The 23882-nt window shown below is 44.9% G+C and carries 24 protein-coding genes; 12 read left to right on the forward strand and 12 right to left on the reverse strand.

What is annotated here, in order from left to right; genetic code table 11:
- Positions 1-33: 33 nt before the first annotated feature.
- Positions 34-321: a DUF721 domain-containing protein gene (locus K1Y79_RS25120; protein WP_162331206.1), complete on the reverse strand. Its 288-nt coding sequence runs from the start codon at positions 319-321 to the stop codon at positions 34-36.
- A 27-nt stretch (positions 322-348) separates the two neighbouring features.
- Positions 349-1428 carry a DNA replication/repair protein RecF gene (gene recF, locus K1Y79_RS25125; protein WP_220252971.1) on the reverse strand — a complete coding sequence of 360 codons (1080 nt, stop codon included), beginning with the start codon at positions 1426-1428 and terminating at the stop codon, positions 349-351.
- Between the two features lie 184 nt (positions 1429-1612).
- Between recF and pdhA the strand changes: the two genes are divergently transcribed.
- The 6 genes from pdhA (at position 1613) to K1Y79_RS25155 (ending at position 6226) form a co-directional block, all read left to right on the forward strand.
- Complete coding sequence (gene pdhA, locus K1Y79_RS25130; protein ID WP_220252972.1) at positions 1613-2623, forward strand: pyruvate dehydrogenase (acetyl-transferring) E1 component subunit alpha; 1011 nt, start codon at positions 1613-1615, stop codon at positions 2621-2623.
- Positions 2624-2762: 139 nt separating this feature from the next.
- On the forward strand, positions 2763-3470 hold the full coding sequence (locus tag K1Y79_RS25135) for a tetratricopeptide repeat protein (protein ID WP_220252973.1): 708 nt from the start codon (positions 2763-2765) through the stop codon (positions 3468-3470).
- Between the two features lie 14 nt (positions 3471-3484).
- The gene (ribH, locus tag K1Y79_RS25140; RefSeq protein ID WP_220252974.1) at positions 3485-3976 is read left to right on the forward strand and encodes a 6,7-dimethyl-8-ribityllumazine synthase; all 492 of its coding nucleotides are present in this window, start codon (positions 3485-3487) and stop codon (positions 3974-3976) included.
- Between the two features lie 122 nt (positions 3977-4098).
- Positions 4099-4818, forward strand: a complete 720-nt coding sequence (locus tag K1Y79_RS25145; protein WP_220252975.1) for a (Fe-S)-binding protein — start codon at positions 4099-4101, stop codon at positions 4816-4818.
- 30 nt (positions 4819-4848) lie between these two features.
- The gene (locus K1Y79_RS25150) at positions 4849-5259 is read left to right on the forward strand and encodes an EVE domain-containing protein (RefSeq protein WP_220252976.1); all 411 of its coding nucleotides are present in this window, start codon (positions 4849-4851) and stop codon (positions 5257-5259) included.
- A 67-nt stretch (positions 5260-5326) separates the two neighbouring features.
- Positions 5327-6226, forward strand: a complete 900-nt coding sequence (locus K1Y79_RS25155; protein ID WP_220252977.1) for a DUF4349 domain-containing protein — start codon at positions 5327-5329, stop codon at positions 6224-6226.
- 3 nt (positions 6227-6229) lie between these two features.
- On the opposite strand, the gene K1Y79_RS25160 is transcribed toward K1Y79_RS25155, so the two are convergent.
- On the reverse strand, positions 6230-7048 hold the full coding sequence (locus tag K1Y79_RS25160) for a phosphatase PAP2 family protein (protein ID WP_236059837.1): 819 nt from the start codon (positions 7046-7048) through the stop codon (positions 6230-6232).
- Between the two features lie 113 nt (positions 7049-7161).
- Between K1Y79_RS25160 and K1Y79_RS25165 the strand changes: the two genes are divergently transcribed.
- A complete protein-coding gene (locus K1Y79_RS25165; protein ID WP_220252979.1) occupies positions 7162-7851 on the forward strand; it encodes a Sir2 family NAD-dependent protein deacetylase in 690 nt (229 codons plus the stop codon).
- Positions 7852-7965: 114 nt separating this feature from the next.
- On the opposite strand, the gene K1Y79_RS25170 is transcribed toward K1Y79_RS25165, so the two are convergent.
- Positions 7966-9291 carry a saccharopine dehydrogenase C-terminal domain-containing protein gene (locus tag K1Y79_RS25170; protein WP_220252980.1) on the reverse strand — a complete coding sequence of 442 codons (1326 nt, stop codon included), beginning with the start codon at positions 9289-9291 and terminating at the stop codon, positions 7966-7968.
- A gap of 405 nt (positions 9292-9696) precedes the next feature.
- On the opposite strand from K1Y79_RS25170, the gene gyrA reads away from it, so the two are divergent.
- Entirely contained in the window at positions 9697-12279 is a 2583-nt protein-coding gene (gyrA, locus tag K1Y79_RS25175) for a DNA gyrase subunit A (protein WP_220252981.1), read from the forward strand.
- A 127-nt stretch (positions 12280-12406) separates the two neighbouring features.
- A complete protein-coding gene (locus tag K1Y79_RS25180; protein ID WP_220252982.1) occupies positions 12407-13654 on the forward strand; it encodes a tetratricopeptide repeat protein in 1248 nt (415 codons plus the stop codon).
- Positions 13655-13764: 110 nt separating this feature from the next.
- Here K1Y79_RS25180 and K1Y79_RS25185 read toward each other — a convergent pair whose 3' ends face one another.
- The 4 genes from K1Y79_RS25185 to K1Y79_RS25200 form a co-directional block, all read right to left on the reverse strand.
- A complete protein-coding gene (locus K1Y79_RS25185; protein ID WP_220252983.1) occupies positions 13765-14118 on the reverse strand; it encodes an anti-sigma factor family protein in 354 nt (117 codons plus the stop codon).
- A 42-nt stretch (positions 14119-14160) separates the two neighbouring features.
- The gene (locus tag K1Y79_RS25190; protein WP_220252984.1) at positions 14161-14727 is read right to left on the reverse strand and encodes an RNA polymerase sigma factor; all 567 of its coding nucleotides are present in this window, start codon (positions 14725-14727) and stop codon (positions 14161-14163) included.
- Positions 14728-14880: 153 nt separating this feature from the next.
- Complete coding sequence (locus K1Y79_RS25195) at positions 14881-15966, reverse strand: tetratricopeptide repeat protein (protein WP_220252985.1); 1086 nt, start codon at positions 15964-15966, stop codon at positions 14881-14883.
- Positions 15959-16531, reverse strand: a complete 573-nt coding sequence (locus K1Y79_RS25200; protein ID WP_220252986.1) for an RNA polymerase sigma factor — start codon at positions 16529-16531, stop codon at positions 15959-15961. Before K1Y79_RS25200 ends, K1Y79_RS25195 begins: the two co-directional genes overlap by 8 nt.
- 81 nt (positions 16532-16612) lie before the next feature.
- Between K1Y79_RS25200 and K1Y79_RS25205 the strand changes: the two genes are divergently transcribed.
- Positions 16613-17386 carry a C40 family peptidase gene (locus K1Y79_RS25205; protein ID WP_220252987.1) on the forward strand — a complete coding sequence of 258 codons (774 nt, stop codon included), beginning with the start codon at positions 16613-16615 and terminating at the stop codon, positions 17384-17386.
- A 155-nt stretch (positions 17387-17541) separates the two neighbouring features.
- Here the strand turns inward: K1Y79_RS25205 and K1Y79_RS25210 are convergent, their stop codons facing one another.
- The 3 genes from K1Y79_RS25210 to K1Y79_RS25220 all read right to left on the reverse strand — a co-directional run bounded on the left by K1Y79_RS25210 (position 17542) and on the right by K1Y79_RS25220 (position 19953).
- A complete protein-coding gene (locus tag K1Y79_RS25210) occupies positions 17542-18087 on the reverse strand; it encodes an inorganic diphosphatase (RefSeq protein ID WP_220252988.1) in 546 nt (181 codons plus the stop codon).
- Positions 18088-18308: 221 nt separating this feature from the next.
- A complete protein-coding gene (locus K1Y79_RS25215) occupies positions 18309-18788 on the reverse strand; it encodes a DUF4878 domain-containing protein (protein ID WP_220252989.1) in 480 nt (159 codons plus the stop codon).
- Between the two features lie 205 nt (positions 18789-18993).
- Complete coding sequence (locus K1Y79_RS25220; protein ID WP_220252990.1) at positions 18994-19953, reverse strand: PhoH family protein; 960 nt, start codon at positions 19951-19953, stop codon at positions 18994-18996.
- A 438-nt stretch (positions 19954-20391) separates the two neighbouring features.
- Between K1Y79_RS25220 and K1Y79_RS25225 the strand changes: the two genes are divergently transcribed.
- Positions 20392-22605 (forward strand): sensor histidine kinase, encoded by a 2214-nt coding sequence (locus K1Y79_RS25225; RefSeq protein ID WP_220252991.1) that lies wholly within the window; start codon positions 20392-20394, stop codon positions 22603-22605.
- Between the two features lie 8 nt (positions 22606-22613).
- Positions 22614-23009 (forward strand): response regulator, encoded by a 396-nt coding sequence (locus tag K1Y79_RS25230; protein WP_220252992.1) that lies wholly within the window; start codon positions 22614-22616, stop codon positions 23007-23009.
- Positions 23010-23150: 141 nt separating this feature from the next.
- Here K1Y79_RS25230 and rpe read toward each other — a convergent pair whose 3' ends face one another.
- Positions 23151-23810: a ribulose-phosphate 3-epimerase gene (gene rpe, locus K1Y79_RS25235; protein WP_220252993.1), complete on the reverse strand. Its 660-nt coding sequence runs from the start codon at positions 23808-23810 to the stop codon at positions 23151-23153.
- Positions 23811-23882 lie beyond the last annotated feature (72 nt).

A 23882-nucleotide genomic window follows, 5' to 3' on the forward strand; every position in this document is an offset into this window, starting at 1 on the left:
TACACCCTGTTAATTATATGAATCAGGTAATAGTTATCGTACGATGACTTCTCTTACTACCGGCTCACCAAGCATTTCATTTACCAGCTTGATAATACGGTCTTTTGAGTAGCTGAGTTCCTGTTTAAGAGGAGCAACAGTTGTAGCGATATGCAGTCTGCCATCAATCAGCTGTAGGTTTTCAGTATAACGGGAAATAGTTCGTCCCATCAGCTGTTCCCAGTTCTCTTGTATGCGCACTTCGGTCAGCCTCGGTTTGAGCCGGCTTTTTGACATAAAATCTTTCAGTGCATCCTCCATTGATGTAATTCCGTAACGCATGCCGCAAAGATACGTATTTCAAGGTTACTACATCTCGACTAATTGAAAGTTATCTTCATTTTCTTTAAATGCTTCCCTGATCCTGGAGGCATGCGTATCAGTAATGAATACCTGGCCGTAGACGGGGCTGCTGACAAGGTTAATTAACCTGCCGACCCTATCCTGATCAAGTTTTTCAAATACATCATCCAGCAGCAGGAGTGGGGGGAACTGCTTATGGGCCTTAATGACTTCAAACTGTGCGAGTTTGAGTGCAAAAAGGAAGCTTTTGCGTTGACCTTGTGAGGCGCTGGTTTTCATGGCATGGTCATCCAGCAGGAACAGGAGGTCATCTTTATGAATACCACCGGTAGTACGTTGCAACATCATATCCTTATAACGGTTAGCGGCAAGCATTTCGGTGAAGGTCTGGTCATGAAGGCCGGACTGGTATTGAATACTTACGGTTTCATGTTTTCCCGCAAGGTAATCATACAGTTGTTGTACCTGCTGGATAAAGCCGGGCAGAAAGGCACGTCTCCATTCAAACACCGGAGTACCATGGTATACCAGTTGTTCGTCAAATACGTCGAGCAGTGTATCCTGGTTACCACCCTGGCCGTTCATGGATTTGAGCAGGGTGTTTTTTTGCTGTAATATTTTCTGATAGGTGATGAGGTGTTCAAGATAGCCCGGGTGCAGCTGACAAAGCAGTGCGTCCAGCCATTTACGGCGTTCTTCGCTGCCGCCCAGGATGATTTCAGCATCATCAGGGGCGATCATAACAGCGGGATAGCGGCCGATATGCTGGGAGAAGCGGTCATATTGTTCGTCATTGAGGGCAATTTCCTTTTTACCATCTTTAAGTGTGCATACGATATGGCCTTCATGCCCTTCCCTGTCTATAATACCTTCGAGGCGGAACCCGTTGGTCTGATACTGGGTATTCTGGGCTTCGCTGCTGGTGAAGTAGCTTTTGGTAAAGCATATATAATAAATAGCGTCGAGCAGATTGGTTTTGCCGGAGCCGTTGCGGCCGGTGATACCAACGATGCGTTTATGGAAGGTGAAACTTTTTCCTGTATAATTTTTAAACTGGACGAGTGATATCTTTCTGAGCGACAGCAAAATTAAACTTCTGATTATCAGTTATGAATTAAAAATAAATTTACCGTAATCCGTGCTGGGTCCGGGAAAGACTGGAAATCAGCCCATCCTGAATAGCTGTTTGGAGGCAGTAGTTTCCGGCAAAGTTGCAAAGTATTTAGTTTTTAGGATTTTCCTGTTATATTTGCGGACAAATTAAGAAACAGTGGCTACAAAAACAGACGTAAAGACGAAATTCACCAAAGAGACATATCTGTACTGGTATGAATTGATGCTCTTGCTGCGCCGCTTTGAAGAAAAAGCCGGCCAATTGTATGGGATGCAGAAGATTCGTGGTTTTTGCCACCTGTATATAGGACAGGAAGCAATTGCTGCAGGTGCGATGACAGCAACCAAACCAGACGATAAGTTCATCACAGCGTACCGCGACCACGCGTTGGCGATCGCTAAAGGTATGACTCCTGATGAGTGTATGGCCGAGCTGTATGGTAAAGCTACAGGTTGTTCCAAAGGTAAAGGTGGTAGTATGCACTTCTTTGCTCCTGATAAAGGTTTCTTCGGCGGTCATGGTATCGTAGGTGCCCAGATTGGTACTGGAGCAGGCCTTGCATTTGCTGAGCAGTATAAAGGCACTGATAATGTGGCGCTTTGCTTCTTCGGTGATGGTGCAGCCCGTCAGGGTATGTTGCATGAGACATTTAATATGGCTATGCTGTGGAAACTGCCTGTAATTTTCATTTGTGAGAATAACATGTACGCGATGGGTACTTCAGTAGAACGTACTTCTAACGTACTCGATATCTATAAGCTGGCGAATGCCTACGATATGCCAAGCGCAACTATTGATGGTATGAGCACAGAAGCAGTACACGAAGGTATTGAGAGAGCAGTAAAACGCGCTCGTGCCGGTGAAGGTCCAACCTTGCTGGAAATCAAGACTTACCGTTATCGTGGCCACTCTATGAGTGACCCTGCTAAATACCGTACCAAAGAGGAAGTAGAAGAGTATAAGGACAAAGATCCTATCAACCAGGTATTAGCTACTATCCAGAAAAACAAATGGGCTACGGAAGCTGAAATTGAAGCTATCAACGAAAAGGTGAAACAGGAAGTTGAACATTGCGTTCAGTTCGCAGAAGAGTCTCCATGGCCAGCTGATGACGAACTGTTGAAAGACGTTTATGTACAGCAGGATTACCCGTTCATTGTTGACTAAGTAATATGATGAAGGTTAGCGATCCCGGCCGTTTAAGATAAACGGGTAGATTCGCTAACCTTTTTTATATTTGCGGGAATTTACAACAGCCATACCTGTACCGTAATAAAGAAATAACAATTTAACGACCACAATAACAATGACCGAAACAACAAATAAGACCGCAGCTGAAAATACTCCTGTGTCTAAGGACTTCCAACTGGAAGATTCACTCCACAAGGCGGAAGACTTCTTCAACAAGAATAAAAACAGCATCATCATAGCCCTGCTCGTAGTAGTGGTAGTAGTTGGCGGTACTTTTGCCTACAGCAAGTTCATCAAAGGTCCTAACGAAACTAAGGCGCAGAACATGGTTTTCCATGCTCAGCAGTACTTTGAAAAAGATTCGTTCCGTCTCGCGCTGAATGGCGACGGTAACTACGAAGGATTTCTGCAGGTAATTGATAAATACGGCAGCACCAAAACTGGTCAGTTAGCAAAATATTACGCTGGCGTTAGCTACGTTAAACTGGGCGACTTCCAGAAAGGTATAGATTTGCTGACATCTTTCAACGGAGGCGATCAGGTAGTACAGGCTATGGCTTACGGTTTAACAGGCGACGCTTATATGGAGCTGAATAAAACCGAAGAAGGTATCGAATCTTACAAAAAGGCAGGTCATCACAGCGATAACGAACTGACAGCGCCAACCTACCTGTTCCGCGCAGGTCTGGCACTGGAAAAAGCAAACAAACCTGCTGAAGCAATTACGATCTACAAAGAGATCCGCGATAAATATCCTCAGACAGCTGAAGGCCGCGAAATGGATAAATACCTGGCGCGCCTCGGTGAAGTGAGCAGTAACTGATTTTAATTCAGATCATGTCAATACATAATCAAAGTTTATTGAACGATGCTGGCATTCTCAACCTTGAGGATGCCAGTGTTGTTATGGTGTATACCGAATGGAATGATACGGTGATCAACGAACTCGTTGCAGGTTGCGATCGCGCCCTGACACAATACAATGTTTCCAAAATATCTAAGGTGATCGTGCCCGGTGCATTTGAATTGCCATTCGCCTGCAAACAGTACTGGGAACAGACAAAAGGAACGTCCAGACAACCTGGCGCTATTATTGCTTTCGGATGCGTGATCAAAGGCGAAACCCCGCATTTTGACTATGTTTGTAAGGGTGTGACCGAAGGCCTGATGCAATTAAATCTTGAATTGCCCGTACCTGTGATCTTTGGTGTCCTGACCGTAAATAATATGGAACAGGCACAGGAAAGACTAGGCGGCATACATGGGCATAAAGGGGAAGAAGCCGCGATCACGGCCCTGAAAATGATCTCCATGATGCGTCAACTGTAGTTACAGCGACTGCCCCATACTTGTTATATGTGATGTTCATTGCAGATACAGTTTCAGCCGGTATATCTTATTCCTGTTGCCTGCAGCTTCCAACTGCGGCCTTTAATTAAAGAACTAACTCAATGAACGTACAGCTTTTTATTCCATGCTTCGTCGATCAGCTGTTTCCTGAAACAGGGTTCAATATGGTGAAAGTGCTGGAAAAACTGGGATGTAACGTTAATTATAATCCCAATCAGACCTGCTGCGGACAGCCGGCTTTTAATGCCGGTTACTGGGATGAAGCCCGCACCGTTGCCAACAAATTCGTAAAGGATTTCCATACCATAGATTATATAGTTGCACCAAGCGGTTCCTGTACCGGTTTTGTACGTAATTACTACGGTAAACTGTTTGACAATTCCGCTGCACATAACGACGTAAAGATGTTGCGTAAAAACCTGTATGAATTTACAGAGTTTCTTACCGACGTACTACACGTGAGTGATCTTGGTGCTACCCTCAACGGCGTAGCTACCTACCATGATGCCTGCGGCGCATTGCGCGAATGCGGTATCAAAGAAGGCCCACGAAAATTGTTGTCAAAAGTAAAAGGGCTGGAACTGAAAGAAATGAATGATTGCGAGACCTGCTGCGGTTTCGGTGGTACCTTCGCTGTTAAGTTTGAACCCATCTCCATCGGAATGGGTGAGCAGAAGGTCAATAACGCCATAGCCAGCGGCGCTGATTACCTCATTTCTACAGATCTTTCCTGCCTGATGCATCTCGACGGCTACATCCGCAAGCATGACCTGAATATTAAAACTATGCATATCGCTGACGTACTGGCTAGTGGCTGGTAGTCGGCAGGACGAATTTCAAATTATCAGATAATGAACTACTGGCTTGTTAAATCAGAACCGTTTAAGTATTCGTGGGACCAGTTTGTAAAAGATGGGAATACCTTCTGGGATGGCGTGCGTAACTATCAGGCACGCAATAACCTGAAAGGCATGAAGAAAGGCGACAAGGTTCTGTTCTATCATAGTAATGAAGGTCTGGCAGTAGTAGGTATCGCGAAAGTAGCGAAAGAGCACTACCAGGATCCTACCACACCAGATCCAAACTGGGTTGTGGTAGACCTGCAGCCTGTGAAGCCTTTCAAAACACCAGTTACATTGGCGCAAATGAAGGCCGAAAAAAGACTGGAGAATCTTTCACTTATCCGCCAGGGACGCCTCTCAGTCTGCGCCGTTACGGAAGAAGAATTTGAGACAATCCTCGAAATGGGAGATATGAAATAAATTTGTGGAATTTTATTCCTGCAGGCATCTTCTTGTTATAGCTTTATTTATCATTAAATATGGTCCTATGGCAAGAAGATGTTTTGTTTTGAGCAACAACCTTATCCCCGTATTAGTTTTATTGGCCGGTATATTATTACTTTCCGCCTGCGGACGGCGCTCTGCCAGTCTTCCTGAAAATACAAATGTTGCAGCGGTACAGATGGAAGAAATGGCTGCTGTTGACGATGCCGCTGCTGGTAGCGGTTCCGCTAAACTCAGTTCATTCGTAGCTACAAATGATAACCCCGCAGAAGTACCTAAGAAAATTCTGAAAGAAGGTACAATCCGTTATTCCGTACGGGATTACAACGATGCCAGAAACGAACTTAATCAGATCGTAGCGCGCTTCGGTGGCTACATCATCAGTGAGAACGAACAACGTTCTGATATTTCCTGGGAAACAGCTATTGAAATCAAAGTACCTGCACAGCGATTTGACTCCTGCCTGAACGCTTTGTCCGGTACTGCACAGACATTGGTTACCAAAAGCATAACTGCAAAAGATGTTACTGAAGAATACATTGATGTTGCTGCGCGAATGAAAGCAAAGAAAGAAGTAGAACAACGCTACCTCGACATCCTTCAGCAGGCAAAAACAGTGGAAGATATTCTTAGCGTAGAAGCGCAGCTGAAGAATATCCGCGTAGAGGTTGAGGCAGCACAGGCCCGTCTGCAATATATTGATCACAATGTTGCTATGAGTACTATCCATCTGACCTTCTTTCAGACGTTTGCCAATACATCGCCGCAAGGTCCTGGCTTCTTCTCCCGCATGTTATTTTCAATGAAGGATGGCTGGAACGGAGTCCTGAGCTTTGTGATCGACATGGCAGGCATGTGGCCCCTGCTGCTGGTATTAGTCGTGGGCGTATTGATGATAAGAAGATATAGAAGAAGGAAGCGGGCACTTATTCCTCGTTCATGATCTTTAATACATCTGAAGCGCTTTTAATGCTTTTTTCTTCTCCAAAGCTTTATGTCGTTTGTAGATGCCCTTTGTTACGAAGTAACCCAGTGAAGCGCCTAACCATACATCACTGGCCCAGTGTCTTTCGTGGTATAGACGTGTGGTACCTGTTGCAATAGCGATAGAATAGGTAACCCATGGCACCCATGGATGGTCTTCCCCATAGGCTTCTGCCAGGGCAGTTGCTACGGAAGTAACCGTCAGCATATGTCCGGACGGGAAGGAGGTATGGAATTTATCCATGGAGAAAGGTGCGTTGTATACGAATGGGTCATTATAGTAGCTGGGGCGTCCGCGTCTGACAACGGATTTTGTGAACGTATAGATCAATGTAGAGATCAGCAGGGATTTGGCTGTCATAAGAGAGATATGCTCCAGCTTCCTGTCTTTGGCAATAACACCTGCCAGGTACATGCCACCTACAAGGTATGGCGAATAGGCATTCCCGAATGGTTCAAGCTGATTGGCGGTGCTTGTCCAGAAATTGGTATGATTGCGTGCGAAAAGCTGTTTAATCTCGTAATCCAGTCCCATCAGACCGCCGGCAGTACCAAGTACAATGCCGAGGCGCACGTAGTCTTTTCCCTTCCAGTGTGCAGGACGGGCGACTGTGTATTTCAGATCGCTCCATATACTGCCAAGGTATGCCCCGTTGATGCGGTAACGGATGGTGGTATCGGCTGCTGTCAATGTTCTTTCCGCTGTAGCTGCAACGCTATCAGTAGGGTGGGCGCTGGTGGTATCGGTCTGTGCGTATGTTTGCAGCTGAACTAACAGCATGCCGCACAGTATAATCGTCTGTAGAATCTTCAATTGCCGTTATTTAATTATCCGCTAAAGTTACGGTAAATGTTAAAACCCGTATATTTAAAAATCAAAAATGTCTTGTATAAATGAAGCCCAGATTGGTTGTTTTAACAGGCGCAGGTATCAGTGCAGAGAGTGGTTTACGTACCTTCCGCGACACGGATGGTTTATGGGAGGGATATGACGTATACGAAGTTGCCAGTCCGCAAGGATGGCAAAAGAATCCGCAGTTGGTGCTGGACTTCTATAACATGCGTCGCAGGGATGTAACGGCGGCAATGCCGAATGCTGCTCATATCGGATTAGCAGCTTTACAGGAGAAATTTGACGTTGAAATCATCACCCAGAATATAGACGATCTGCACGAGCGTGCAGGATCGAAAAAGGTGCTGCATCTGCATGGAGAGATATTTAAAATGCGCAGTATTCTGGATGAACGCCGTAACTATGAAATTACAGGCGATATCAATTGGGGAGATATGGCGGTGGATGGCGGGCAGTTACGTCCGGATATCGTATGGTTTGGTGAGGCGGTACCGAAGATTGAGGATGCTGCGGCTATTGTAATGTCGGCAGATGTTTTTGCCGTTATCGGAACTTCATTGGTGGTATATCCTGCCGCCGGACTGGTAAACTTTCTGCAGGACGGCGTGCCGGCTTTTGTGATTGATAAGAAGTTGCCGCATATGGAGTACCGGAATAACCTGGTGAAGATAGAGAAACCTGCAACGGAGGGAATTGTTGATATGATCGAGGCACTGGAAAAGATTGTATAAGCTTATAGTGTCAGTAGCCGATAAAAACTAAATGCAGCGAAGGTGGGCAATGTGCCGTTCTTCGCTGCATTTAGTTTTATTACTGTATTACTTACTGCAAAGTATTGCTGCAGACTATTCAAAGCTTTCTTCAAACCGTATATTAAATTCTTCCAGTTCTTTCAGCACAGGATTGTAGATCTCCGGCATGATAGGTATCTGTAAGCCTTTAAGTGTGACTTTGTCCTGTAATATAAGTTTAGCGAGGATACCGAGCGGTAGTCCGACGGTTTTGGACATAGCAGTACGTACGTTGTCATCGCCCTGCGCGATCATATAGCTATGGAGCCGGGTAGTCATGCCTCTTCTTTCAAACTCAATTTCATGCGTCATTACGATCATATCCTTATCGGTAGCTTCCATACCCAGTTTGGATTCGATAACATGCTGAAGGACGGAGGCGTTTGTTTGTTCGCCGAGATGAATGGTCTCGCCATTGAGGAGACCGAGAAACTTCAGCTGGCGTAATATTTTTGATTTGGCACTGATGCCGAGGTAATTAGCGATATTTTCTTCATGACTGATGGATGAATCCTGGTCTATGTGTTGGCTGGCCCAGTCATAGTAGGTCATATTATCAGTCTGGACTTTCTTTGAATCGTCGGTAAGACCAAGTTTTACCAGTGTGCTCCAGCCTTCGCAGAAGTCAGGATAGCGGAGGGTTGCGCGCATAAAGGTGGGTACTTCTTCCAGTTTATAGGCGCTGACGTAGTTTAACGAGTCGCGGTTTGGGTAGTAAGCCAGTTTACCGAGACTGGGAATATGAATTGTTTTAGGCTGGTCGAAGAGGTGTTGGTAGGAGATCTCTTTTACTTTGCCTTTTTCGCGGTAGGAGGCACCGGAGTTACCGGCCAGTACTACATTGCGTGCATTCCATGAAATTTTGTATTGCCAGGGATTATCGTTGCTCTCCGGAGATACCAGTCCGCCGCAGTAGGAACGGAAAGCAGAGATTTGTCCGCCTTTCTTTTCGATGGAATGAATGAGTTTCATGGCGCTCATATGATCGATGCCCGGATCGAGGCCCATTTCGTACATAAAGAGCAGGCCTGCGTCTTCTATTTCTTTTTCCAGTTTCTTTACTTCCGGATCGATATAGGAGGCTGTGAGCAGGTTTTTACGTGATTGCAGGCAGTCTTTTGCGACCAGAATGTGGAGCGAAGGAGGAAGCAGGGAGATAACGAGGTCTGTTTCCTGTATAAGTTTTTGTCTGGCGGCTTCGTCCCGGATATCGATCGCGGCTGGGGTAACATAGTAGGATTTACCGGTTTTGGATTTTATAAGCGCCAGGTCGTGATCGGCAACGGTGATATGCCATTTTTGCCGTGGGGCATTTGATACCAGGTAGTCGATCAGGCTAGTAGCCGACTTGCCTGCACCAAACAAGAGTATATTCTTCATATTAATTCGTTCATCTTTAATATGGTTACAGAACAGGGATTTAACATCGGTTGTTTGTTGAATGTTCGAATTATTTAAGGAAAATTCGTTTTAACCTGTAACATTTCAGTTTACTGTCCGTGACCCTCTGATTTTCATCGGGTTAAAAACAAAATCTTTGCCAATATTTTAAATTCCCAATATTCCACATTTTTCTTATATGGAATTTTTATTGAAGGAGTTCTTACAAGTTAAGCATTAAACGGGCGATCTCCTGAAATTGTTGTAAATGCATATTGTATTTGCTACATATGACAATTCCTTTTTTATTCACATTCTGTGTCAAAAACGCCGGAATACGGCTTAAAATGGCTATATTTGCGTCTATTTATTTTTTAACGGAATAAATTGTAAACCAACAATATAATGTCAGAAAATACGGAAAATCAGCAAGACGGCAGGATTATCCAGATCAACATTGAAGAGCAGATGAAAACGGCCTACATAGACTATTCTATGTCAGTGATCGTAGGACGTGCTCTTCCGGATGTCCGGGACGGTTTAAAACCGGTACACCGCCGCGTGTTGTTTGGTATGAACGAGTTAGGGAATAACAGTAACAAGCCTTACAAGAAGTCAGCCCGTATCGTTGGGGAGGTAATGGGTAAATTTCACCCACATGGTGATGCCTCCATCTACGATACTATTGTGCGTATGGCGCAGCCATGGAGCCTTCGCTACATGCTGGTAGACGGTCAGGGTAACTTCGGTTCTGTGGATGGTGACATGCCTGCGGCAATGCGTTATACGGAGATCCGTCTTCAGCGTATGGCAGAGGCGATGCTGGAAGATATCGACAAAGAAACAGTAGACTTCACACTGAACTTTGACGATACATTGGAGGAGCCAACAGTACTGCCTACACGTATACCTAACCTCCTGATCAATGGAGCTTCAGGTATTGCGGTAGGTATGGCGACTAACATCATGCCGCATAACTTGTCAGAGGTGATAGATGGCCTGATTGCATACATTGATAACCGTGACATTACAATTGAGGACCTGATCAAGCATGTAAAAGCGCCTGACTTCCCGACCGGTGGTATAATATACGGGTATGAAGGTGTGAAACAGGGTTTTGAAACAGGTCGCGGTAGGGTAGTAGTACGTGGTAAGATCAACGTTGAGACCACAAAAGCCGGTCGTGAGCGACTGGTGATTTATGAACTGCCTTACCAGATCAACAAGGCTGCGCTGCACCAGAAGATCGCGCAGCTGGCAGACGATAAAATTATTGAAGGCATATCAGAAGCGCGTGACGAAAGTGACCGTGATGGTATGCGACTGGTCATTGATCTGAAGCGTGAAGCTATTGCCAATGTGGTGATCAACCAGCTGTATAAATATTCAGAATTACAGACTTCTTACGGTATCAACAACGTTGCGCTCGTGAAAGGCCGTCCGCGCGTATTGAACCTGAAAGATCTGCTGTCTGAATTTGTTGACTTCCGTCATGAAGTGGTAGTGCGCAGAACGCGTTTCGATCTGCGTAAGGCGGAAGAAAAAGCGCACATCTTACAGGGTTATCTGATAGCCCTGGATCATCTGGATGAAGTGATCGCGCTGATTCGTGCTTCCCGTACTCCGGATGAAGCAAAAGATGGCCTGATGAGCCGCTTCGGGCTAAGCGACATTCAGTCCAAGGCAATACTGGAACTGCGTTTACAACGTCTGACCGGTATGGAGCGCGATAAGATCAAAGAAGAATTTGAAGAGATAATGAAACTGATCGCTTATCTGAAAGAAGTATTATCTGATGAGGGCCTGCGTTTCAAGATCATCAAAGAAGAACTGGAGGATGTAAAGAAACGTTTCGGAGACGAGCGTAAGACAGAGATCCAATACCTGGCCAGTGAAATGCGTATGGAAGATATTATCGCAGAAGAGGATGTGGTGATCACCATCTCTCATCTGGGTTATATCAAACGTACTTCTGCTTATGATTATCGTCAGCAGAAACGTGGCGGTCGTGGTGCATTGGGTGGTAAAACACGTGAGGAGGACTATATTGAACACCTGTTCGTCGCGTCTACTCACCATACCATGCTGTTCTTTACTGAAAAAGGGCGTTGTTACTGGTTGAAGGTGTACGAGATTCCGGAAGGCGAGAAGAGTGGTAAGGGCCGTGCGATCCAGAACCTGATCAACCTGCCGACAGACGATAAGATCAGGGCGATTATTGATATCAAAGACCTGGGGGATAAAGACTTCATCAGTTCTCATTATATCGTGCTTTGTACAGCCAACGGTATTATTAAGAAGACCTTGCTGGAAGAATTTTCCCGTCCGCGTCAGAATGGTGTGAACGCTATCACCATTAACGAAGGCGACCAGTTGCTGGAAGCTAAACTGACCAATGGTAACAGCCAGATTATGATGGCAATCAAGAGTGGACGCGCTATCCGATTCCCTGAAAATACCGTACGTGACACAGGCCGTGGCGCTATCGGTGTAAGGGGTATTGAGGTGGATAACGACAAGGACGAGGTTGTTGGTATGATTTGTGTAAATAAGGAGGATGAATCGCGCACTGTACTGGTAGTTTCAGAGAAAGGATTCGGTAAACGTACTGATATTGAAGAATATAGAATTACCAACCGCGGTGGTAAGGGTGTAAAGACTATCAATATCACGGAAAAAACAGGTAGCCTGATCGCAATCCTGGACGTAACTGAAAAAGATGACCTGATGATTACCTGTAAGTCCGGTATCACGATCCGTATGGCGGTAGCTGATATCCGAGAAGCGGGAAGGGCAACCCAGGGTGTGCGCCTTATCAGACTGGATGATAGTGATGAGATAGCTGCTGTAGCCCGCCTGGATGAACAGGAGGAAGAAAAGCTTGATGTGGAAGGTATGGAAGGTGGTGAGCAAGACCAGAATGGTAGCTCGGCTGAACCTGGAGCCGCTCCGGCAGATGCGACTGAAGATGTGACGCCTGCAGAATAATTATAAGAAACCGCAAAATATTAATGCGAACTAATGGTTAACCTGCGGTGGATTGTATTTATTATGGTTGAAACAGGCATTAAAATCTAAGGCCATACTTATAGAAAACAAAAAAATATTGAGCAACATGAAAAAATTACTGGTATCATTTATCTTTTGCGGAGTTGGAATGGTTGCAGTAGCGCAACGTGCGAAGGTAAACAGTGCTGATGATGCACTGGCCAAGAAAGACTATGAGAAAGCGAAAGCAGATATTCAGGCAGCACTGGAAAACGAAAAGACAAAAGGTGACGCTAAAACCTGGTATGTAAAGGGTAAGATCTTGGAAGCAATTGCTACCGAGAAAAAAGATGCACAGCAGGCGCTGGAAGCATTTGAGGCTTACAAAAAAGCATTGGATATAAATGCTAAACTGCCTGATGCATTACTTGAAATGAACCAGCGTATGTTTAATCTGTACGCAACTATAGGTAATGCTGGTTATGGTAACCTGAACGACCAGAAATGGGATTCAGCATTTGTGCATTTCAGAGACGCTTTTGGTGTTGCTGAATACTACAATGGTAAAAATCTGGGTGGTTCCATCCCTACAGATACTTCTATGATTTTCTATACTGGTTACGCTGCTAACCAGGCTGGTAAAAAAGATGAAGCATTGCCTTTCCTGAGAAAAGCTGCTGATCTTCAGTTCAAAGCTGAACCAGCACTGTACGTAATTCTGGCACAGACTTACGAAGAAAAAGGCGATAACGCAAACTGGATCAAAACTATCGAAGAGGCAAAAGCTATGTTCCCTAAAGACAAGCGTTTCAACGATATGGAGATGATCTACTACTCTAAAACCGGTAAAACTTCCGAATTACTTAGTATGCTGGAAAAGAAAATGTCTGAAAATCCTAATGATTTCCAGACCGTTCTGGACTACGGTATTCGTGTAGATAACCTGGCAAATCCGCGTTCTGATGGTAAAGAAGAAGCGACTAAACCAGCTAACTACGATGAGCTGATGACCAAAGCTGAAAATGCTTACAAGAAAGCTATCGAACTGAAAGCTGATGATGCGACTGCTAACTTCCAGTTAGGTGCACTGTACTTCAACCGTGCGGTAGGTTTCAACAAAGAACTGAACTCACTGGATAGTAAAGCTCAAAGCTCTCCTAAAGCAAAAGAACTGCAGGCTAAAGTAACAGGTCTGATGGATCAGGCGCTGCCTTTCTTCGAGAAAGCAGATGCTAACTTCACTGCTGCTGGTTCCCTGGAGCCTAGCGACAAACAGACTTTTGAAAGCTGCCTGTATGCGCTGCAGAAAATCTATGCTATCAAAAACGAAACTGCTAAAGTAGAAGCAGTTAAGAAGAAGCTGGAAAGCCTTTAATCGTATTGATACCAATACATATAAAAAAGTCCCGGTCATCTATAGACCGGGACTTTTTATTTTCTATTATCATTAACGTCCAGACATCTCTGTAGAGTGAGAGGTTCAGCTTATTTGTTCGATACAAAATGATATGTCCAGAAGGCGGCTAATAATATAAACATGATTACAATGACAATAATACCTAATTCTGTAAAGTAAGAGATTTGATTCTTCCGGCGCTTATTGGTACGCAGCTTACGCAGCATCTGCCATTTCATCTGCCGTAACCATACCGGAATTTTTTCTTTCTCTTTAAAGGCAGACAATCCTTCCACTGCCTCACTGCACATGTCACAATCAGCAAGATGAAGTTCTACTTCATGTTGCTCGTCCGCCGTTAACCTGCCCTGTACATAATCCAACAGTTGCTGTTGTGTGGGACAGGTAGTCGTGGTGAAAATATCCTGATATTCTTCGTTCATAAAATGTATCCTCAATAATTATTACGCGGCATATCTATGCTGCTAGCCCTGCTTTCCTAATAATAGTTTCAGGTTACGTTTGCCATTCTGAATGTAACTTTTAACCTGCAACAGGGAATACCCTGTTTGTGCTGTTATATCCTGATATGATAGTTTCTGCAAATAAAAAAGTTTAACGCAGGCACGCTGTTCCGGGTTTAATTGTTCCAGGGCATGCTGCATATTTTCCAGCAAGTTATCTTTTTCTACGAACCTTGCTTTATCTTCTTCTGCTTCACCAGGATCATTGAGGTGTTTTTCACTAACCTCCTCTTGTATGACCTGGCTTTTATGCCTAAGTTGCATGAGGCAATGATTCTTTGCCACCTGGTAGATCCATGCGCGGAAGTACTGTACTTTGTGCTTATTGATGTCGGCCAGTACTTTTAAAAAGATCTGCTGTACACTATCTCTCGCATCTTCCTCATTTTTAAGGTATTTCATGCACATACCCAATAGCAGGATTGCATACCTGTCAAACAGGATGCCTATCCAATTGCTGTTCTCATCGGCTTTATACCGTTCCAGCAGTTCTTCGTCTGTTAATTCCTGGCTGTTCTTATAATTCACTGGATAAAGATAAAATACTTATAATATTAAGATGCATTACCCAGCCGGATTCCATAAAAATAAGTGCAATAAAAAAGTCCATAGAAGATGCCGTTGCCGGGATATCCTATGGACTGGTATGATGAGCGTTGCTGACGGTATCAGCATTACAATTTAAAGGTTGTCCAGGGCTGCCTGGGCTTTCGTTTTCATACTACCATTCATACGCACTACTTCTTTGAACATTCGTCTGGCTTTACCCGTTTGTCCCTTACTGCGATAACATACTGCCAGCTGATAACGGGAGAGCTCTCCGTATTTGCCTGCACTGCTGGAAAGATGTTTATAGCGGGATATAGCCTCATTCAGGTCTCCTTGCTGGTGGTATACCATAGCGGCCTTGTATAGAAACTCGTCAGTACCACCTGATGGTTCTGGCGCAGGTTTGTGTTCTTCTTCTTTCTTCTCTTTCGGAACGGGTTTCGGAGTTGGTTTCTCCTCTGCTTTTTTAGCTATAGAAGGGGTGTCTTTATGTTCTACAGGTGGCTTTACTGCCTCTTTTTCCTCTGCCGGTTTAGGCGCGGGAGGGGGCTGCTTTTTGACGCTATCCTTATTTACCAGTGTAGTAACAGGTGGCTTAACAGTGGCTTTAACCGTGTCTTTTGTAACAGGTTTAGGCTCAGGTTCAGCCGGTGCTGTATTTGCAGGCACTGCAACCGGGGCGGGAGCTACTGCGATGGGACGTCGTGTTACTGTATCCGTAGCTTCTGCACGAACAGGTGTTATAACAGCTTCCTGCACTGGAGGATTATCAATCGGTGTAGCAGCGATTTCGGTGTTACTAGCCAGTGCTTTTGTTACGGGAGGTTTGAATTTACCCTGCTGTTGTACGAGGTAAATAATACCTGCTCCCGCGGCAATGGCTGCTACAACCCAGAAGTAGATCAGAAAGCTTTCTTTCTTCTGCTCCTGACGCTGGTAGCGTTCAGCTTTGTGTGCATGGGAAACGCTTTTTATACTATTTCTTATATACTGCTGCATGCTATTGCATAGCGGCTGATATTTTTCCCTGTATTGTTGTTGCTGGAGTACCTGCAAAGCATCAAAACAGAGGTCACAATCCACCAGGTGCTGTTCCACAAGGTGCTTTTCGACATCTGTGAGACGGCCATCCAGGTAACGGGGCAACTGATCCCTGTTCAGACAGCGAATGTTACTGAAAATCTTCAGTATCTTCTCATTGTTTTCCAAGTTACTCATAGGTTTCATTCATCAATAAGGAAGCCATTTTTTGCTTTGCCTGTTGAAGTATCTGCCGCGTTTTTACGACTGAGTACTTTCTGGTTTCCGCCAGCTCAGCAAATGATTTATTGTTCACATAAAATTCTCTTAGAAAATGACTGTCTTCTGCAGTCAGTTTATCCAGTGCACGTGTGAATCTACCTGCCAGCAGTTGCTGTTCCTTGAGATTGGTGGCTGCTTTTTCAACATTATTTTCAAGCTGCTGCAGCTCTCTGGATTCCGTACTTGGAAAAAATGGACTATTGTTCGCTGTCCGGGCTTGTGCTGCCCTGATAGTATAGTGTATCCACTCATTAGCTTTCGGGATAGTCTGGGTCTTCAGACTTTCACTAAGACGTTGCAGTAACGAAGGGTAAACTTCTTCAGGCGCTGTAGCAGGACCACTATTAAGGTAGGGTAAACAAACGGCGACCATGAGGTGACTGTATCTCTCCATGAGTATACCTTCGGCTTCCTGATCCTTGAGCTTTCTGGCCCGGGAAATCAATTCTTTATCTGATAAATTAGTTAACTGCTGTAGCATAGTGTTACCTATATTTACATTTAAAAGACAAAAAAGTTCATTTTCTTGTCTTTTGACATATAATTATTTTAGACAATTAATATGCCATACGCGATTACCGTTGTTCCTATTATGCCCTTGCGGGCGGAACAATCTCATAAAAGTGAAATTATCTCACAAGCCTTGTGGGGGGAATGCAGTGAAATAATTAGTACCGGTGCAGATGGTTGGGTGCGAGTGAAATGTCAGTATGACGGGTATGAGGGTTGGGCTACTGTTAACCACCTGGAAACAATCGATGAGGCCCTTTTTAATGCGCCTTATACCCATTACACTGCTGGTTGGATCAACCAGGTGCATCTGAATGGAAAGCCGATGCAAGTACCCTTTGGATGCTTGTTAAAGCATGGCTCAACTGCCGTTACAAACTGGGGAAGGGTAACGGTACAACTTGAGGAGACACCGGCGGAGATCGGTAGTAGTGCAAATATATCAGTGCCTGCATTGTTAAAAGCAGCTTTTCTTTATCTCAATACAGCTTATTTATGGGGAGGGAAGTCTGTGTTCGGTGTAGACTGCTCCGGCTTTACACAGACCATATTTAAAACATTGGGCATCCATTTGTTAAGGGATGCCTATCAGCAGGCTACACAGGGTTCGGTAGTAGATTTTCTGCAAGAGGCTCGGACCGGTGATCTGGCTTTCTTCGATAATGCCGAAGGCCGTATCACACATGTAGGAATATTACTGAACGATCACGAGATCATACATGCATCCGGTAAGGTAAGGGTAGACCCTATTGACAACCAAGGTATCACCAATATTGATACTGGCGTGAGAACGCACAAGCTCCGTATTATCAAACGGTACTTCTGATACGGTAAGATATAATAGAAAGAGGCTGTCTCAAAAGTATTGAGCAGCCTCTTTTTATTCGGGTACCTGATGGAATCAGGTAGTCATTTAAGCAATGCTGAGAACGTTCGTTTATTTTTGATACATCCTCTTTTTGTAACAGTTGGCCGTTGTAATTATTTATCAGTAAAAGTCTTGTTGTAGAGCTCAATGCTTTCCAGGATAATACGCTCTGCAACTTCTCTGTTCTGGAACTCAGCCACTTTTACAGTTTTGTGTTCCAGCCTCTTATATTCTTCAAAGAAGTGACGGATCTCTGCTGTAAAGTGAGGAGGCAGTTCTGTAATGTCATTGATGTGTGCAACGCTCATATCATTAGCAGCAACAGCGATGATTTTGTCATCAGCTTCACCGTTATCGATCATCTGCATAACACCGATCACTTTAGCTTCCATGAGACACATAGGCACCACATCTACCTGAGAGAGGATGAGGATATCCAGAGGATCATGGTCGTCACAGTAGGTCTTAGGGATAAAACCGTAGTTAGCCGGGTAATACACAGAAGAATAGAGTACCCTGTCGAGTTTGAGGAGGCCACTTTCTTTGTCCAACTCATATTTAGCGCGACAGCCTTTGGGGATTTCAATAATAGCATTAACTATTTTCGGCGCTTCTGATCCTGTGCTGACACTATGCCATGGATTATTCGTCGTCATCATCAACTTGTGTTTTTTAGTAATATTGTTTCGGCGCCAACATTTATTCTGCATCGCAAAGGCATAACGTCGCAAAGTCTTTAATAGGGACCCTGGCAACTGATTTACCGTATGCTAATGTGGAATTTAGAATTGAGCCTGCTGGCGCAGCGCAAAAATAATGAACTCAACTGTATTTTCGTAATTACAGAAAAATAAACAGATATGAGCTGATTTGTAATATTTTAATTAACTGTAGGGAGCAGAGCTGCAGAATCTTGGGGAAGCATGGCGGAATCCAGCGGCGCACTTGCCGGAGGTAAATAGTTTGGAATGATACTTTCAAATGTGAGAGATATCTTCCAGCGGCCGTTTTCCTTGATCAACTGCAACCTTTCCTTTTGCTGGGATGAGGAGTTCAATACAGTTACGGTTGCTTTATCGCCGTTTTCTTCTGTATCAATCACCTTTATACCTGCTTTTTTAATCTTATCCCTTTCAGAATCATTACGTCGGGCGTCGAAGAAGGAGTATAGCTGTATTACCTGCTGCGATTCTTTAGTTGCATAATCCCTCGCCAGATCAAAATTCGAGTCCTGAATAGCATGCATAAAGTTCAGCGCCACCTCCTGAGGTGAAGCACTCTTTTTGCAACTGCCAAGTACAGTACCGAAAAATAATACCAAGGTGAGAATGCGCAGATAACTGGTCATGCAATTGTTCATTATAATACAGTTAACAAAAATAGGAGGAAAGTTAGAAAATTACAAAAAGCAGCTAGTGCAGCGGGTTGTAAATTTTAGCTTCAAACCTGTTTTTGAAAATTGTTGGTTTCCCCAATGTAAACCGATATAGGCAAGGAAGACTTTTAACAGTTTACGGTTCTAAGCCGTGAACATACTCAAAACCCTGTTAAGGAAGTGTTAATTGTTAGCGCTCCTCCTTGTCCTTAGCAGCATCATACGCACGTATGATAGCCTTAACCAGCCTGTGTCTTACTACATCTTCCTCATCCAGCTGCAGGTAACCAATACCATCAATATTGCGGAGAATACGTGTAGCCTTTTCCAAACCAGATTTCTGGTTCTTTGGTAAGTCAATCTGCGTTAGGTCACCGGTAATGATCGCCTTCGCAGAAGCACCAATACGCGTCAAAAACATCTTCAGCTGTAACTCTGTAGCGTTCTGAGCCTCGTCCAGGATAATAAAGGCATTATCCAGCGTACGTCCGCGCATATACGCCAGCGGAGCAATCTCAATCACACGGTTAGTCATGAAGTAACTCAGCTTATCCGCAGGAATCATATCGTCCAGCGCGTCATAAAGCGGACGCAGGTACGGATCAATCTTCTCTTTTAAATCGCCGGGGAGGAAACCCAGATTCTCACCTGCCTCTACTGCCGGACGTGTCAGAATGATCTTACGCACTGCCTTGTTCTTCAAGGCCCTCACTGCCAGCGCAACCGCTGTATATGTCTTACCGGTACCGGCCGGACCGATCGCGAAGATAATGTCATTCTTGTCTGCCAGCGATACCATCTTCTTCTGATTCGCTGTTCTGGCCTTTACATTACGGCCATTTGGTCCAAATACAAGGATCTCGTTGGCGTTACGGTCTTTGAAATGATCGACTTTCTCCTCATCGCCAAGTATCTGCTCAAAATAGTTTTCGCTCAGATTGCCATTACGCTCCAGGTATGAGATGATTTGAGTGATCTTTTCCTGCGCTGAAGCCACCTCCTCCGGTGCGCCGGAAAGTTTAAGCTGTGTACCACGGGATAAGATCTTTAACAATGGGAATTTCTTCTTTAGCAGATCAAGTTTTCCATTGTTTACTCCGAAGAACTCGATAGGGTTAATACTATCTAAGCTGATAATTGATTCTGTCAAGTGCTATTTTATTTAGATCGTTTGAGGTATTCTATTGTAAAGTCTGTAAGGCAATATACCTTAAACCCCCTACATTAAAAAAACCTGCTAGTTTATAACTTTGTTGTTTTATGTCTGCCCGGCAAACCGCTTGACTAGCAGTGCCTCCAAAACCGACAGATAACCAAATGCATACGTTACACTACGACGTGCATTAGCTATACAGACTGCTTCAATAACCACGCCAAAGCATGTTACCAATATTATCAGGTACTCATACTCTTTCTTTGGAGCTCCACGCCTGCAAATCTGCCAGAAAGATACCTGTCATAGTTCCCGAAATCACAAAATTAAGCCCTTAAATAATACAAATGACTGTCTCCCCGGCAGATAGTTATCAAGAATGAATATTTTTAATCATATATTGAGTATTTTTAAAGGGATTATTGTTCGGGATTTATGATGAATGCCATTATGGGTAACGCGCTGGCCAATGTCATTCCGGCGCTGTTACTGGATCTGCATGGTAACCTCCTGTATGCCAACCAACCGGCTTCAGCATGGCTCCAGATTCCAGAGGGGGAATTTCATCCGCCAGGAAATACCAACTGTTTACATTTTAATGAAGTTATCGGTAGAAGTTCAGGCTTGTACTGGCCCATGTTATGTCACTTGCTCAAAATGGGCCGGCCCGCCTGCGTCGAGAAGTACGATCATCACCACCGCTGGACCCAATGGCAACTGACTCCTGCCGCTGACCAGTTCCTCCTGTACGGCACCGATATCACCGGCAGAAAGACGGTTGAAACAGGCTCCGTCCTCCATGCCTTTCCGCTCGGTTTACAGCACTTCAGCCCCGAGGGGATCCACCGTAACGCTAACGAACTGCAATATGACATATGGGAAGCAATAGATCCCGGACTTACAATACCGGGATACAACCTGTTTGAAGAACCGGCCTTCCAGGAGACCGGCCTTTCCGACCTTTTTACTACCACGCTCCATACCGGCGAACCTGCCAGCCGCGAGGTAGCGCTAGGCTATCGGGAACATGCTGTCAACCATGTCACCCGGATTCTACCTGCCTACTACGAAGTGACTGTCTTCCCGGTTAAAGACCATATAGGAACTATTACCGAGCTGGTAATGATGATGTGCGACATCACCGAAAAGCAACTTTCCAGGATGCAGCTCAAAAAGAGCGCCCGCCTCCTCGATCTCGTTATAGAAAATCTGCCCATCGGTTATATACAGTTCGATCACTTCGGATTTATCCGCAGGATCAACCAGACCCAGCGCGCCTTCTTCCAGTACGATTCCAATAGGGAAGATACCCCCTTCAATGTGGTAAACGATCCCTTCGCCCGCCTGTACGGCCTGGATGAACTTTTCCTGCATGTGATGGTGCACAATAAGATGCTCCGGGTCGAAAAGCAGCTTGACTTCTCGAAAGACAGCCGCTGGACGGCCCAGAACCGCGAAGTATGGCTTGACCTTACCCTGTTCCCGCTGCGCGACCCTGTAGACCAGGAACAGATAGTTGTCGTACTGGTGAATGATATTACCGACAAAAAACTGGAAAGGCAGATCCGACACCTGCTGCAACGCAATACTGAACAACTGCACCTCTTCTTTGACGCGGTAGATATGGGCTATGCTACCATGGAACGCGACGGGACCCTCTCTTTCGTTAATACCAAAGGCGAGGAGATGGCCGGCCGACGTGTGCTGCCTGGAGAAAATATCTTCAGTATGCTGCCGGAACTGGAAAATGCCAGTCCCTTCAAAACACGCTTTTCCGCTGCCCTGGCAGATGACATCTCTCAATCTTTCAGCAGTTACTTTCCCAGAAGGTACAAGTGGTACGAGTTCCTGATCACGCCCATGAGCGACGGTACAGTTTCTGTCTTTATCAGGGACATTACCGATAGCCGGAACATGCAAAAAGACCTGTTCCGCGCCAATAAACAGCTTAACAGGCTGAATCGTAGCCTCGTAAACCAGAATCAGCAGCTGGAAGACTTCGCCCACATCACCTCTCACAACCTGCGTGCTCCTATAGCCAATCTTAAAGCACTGATGCAGATGCACAGTGATTCTGCCTTGCTACACGAGCGTGAGCAGTACCTGAGCCTGGTCAGGGAGGTCATCTTTAAGATCGATGAAACCCTGAATGACCTCGTAGATGTTGTCCAGATCAGGAAAGATGTGGATGTAGAACGGGAAGAGCTTATCTTTGCCGAGCGCCTTCAGTATGTGAAAGACGTTCTGTACGTGGATATCGAAAATAGCGGCATATTGCTTACAACAAATTTTGAGCACGCTCCATCATTGGAGTTTCCGCGCCCTTACCTGGACAGTATCCTGCAGAATCTGATCACCAACGCGATCCGTTACCGTACTTTGGAACACAAACCCCGCCTTCATCTGAAGAGCTGGCGTGAAAACGGATATACCATGCTGACCGTCGAAGATAATGGCCTCGGGATTGACATGGAACGCTTCGGACATAAACTCTTCGGGTTTAGAAAGACATTCCATAAGAACAAAGACGCCAAAGGTATCGGCCTTTTTATTACCAAAACACAGATAGAGGCCATGGGCGGAAGCATCCGCGCAGAAAGTACACCTGGCCAGGGTACGAAATTTATTATTACCTTTAAAACAGAATAAATCCCTGTATGCAATTGCACAATATGATTTTTATCGTAGATGATGATCCGATCCATCAGCAGATCGCTAACATCATGATCAAAAGACAGGGTATAGGTGAAAATGTAAGGGCTTTTTCTGACGCACAGGATGTACTGGACTACCTTCGTCAGTACTCATTTGAGGCAGAACAATTGCCCGACCTGATCTTACTTGATCTTAATATGCCAGTTATGGACGGATGGGATTTCCTCAATGATTACGCGGGTTTCTATAAAGATCTGGCCAAACAGATCGGCATATTTGTACTGACGTCTTCCATTGACGACAAGGATCGCAGGAAAGTAGACACTTACTCTTTCGTGAAAGGCTACCTGACCAAACCCTTGTCCAGCGAAATCATTACTAAGTTACAAACCAGTTAACCCAACAAACATTTTTAGTATATAGAAGGGGGTTATGTCATCAGCGACATAACCCCCTTTTATTTGCGCCCGGTAAGTGTTAAAACATATTAAATGTATGTTACCGGATCGTATATACTAACCCTATAGTATTTACTCCTATCAGGCATGCTTCAGGGCCCTGATCGTTGCAGCAGGATCTTTTGATGAAAAGACCGTACTACCTGCAACCAGCACATTTGCGCCCGCATCCAGTATACTGCCGGCATTTTCCACTGTAATACCACCGTCCACCTCAATCAGCGCATGCGCTTTGTAATGATTGATCATCTCTCTCGTCTGACGGATCTTCTCCAGGCTTTTCTGAATAAAGTGCTGTCCGCCAAATCCTGGATTCACACTCATGATCAGTACCAGGTCTACATCATTAATAATATTCTCCAGCAGGTGTACAGGCGTATGCGGATTCAACGCCACGCCGGCTTTCATGCCCAGATCCTTGATCTGTTGTATGTTTCTGTGCAGGTGATTGCAGGTTTCATAATGCACGGTCAGCATATCTGCACCGGCTTTTTTGAAGTCTTCTGCATATTTCTCCGGCTCTTCGATCATCAGGTGCACATCACAGAACTTTGTAGTAGCCTTTCTGATATGCGAGATGACCGGCAGGCCAAAACTGATATTAGGTACAAATCTTCCATCCATTACATCCAGATGCAACCAGTCCGCCTCACTGTGATTCAGCATGTCAACCTCTTTTCCCAGTTCCAGGAAGTTGGACGCCAGGAGGGACGGTGCAATAAAAGTATTTCTGTTTTCCAAAGCCACTCGTTTAAAGATTAGTGATCACGTACCTGCCATTCAACCCTGGCCGATACGGCTATTCATCGTTAC

The sequence above is a fragment of the Chitinophaga rhizophila genome, assembly GCF_019492185.1.
GTDB classification, from domain to species: Bacteria; Bacteroidota; Bacteroidia; order Chitinophagales; family Chitinophagaceae; genus Chitinophaga; species Chitinophaga rhizophila.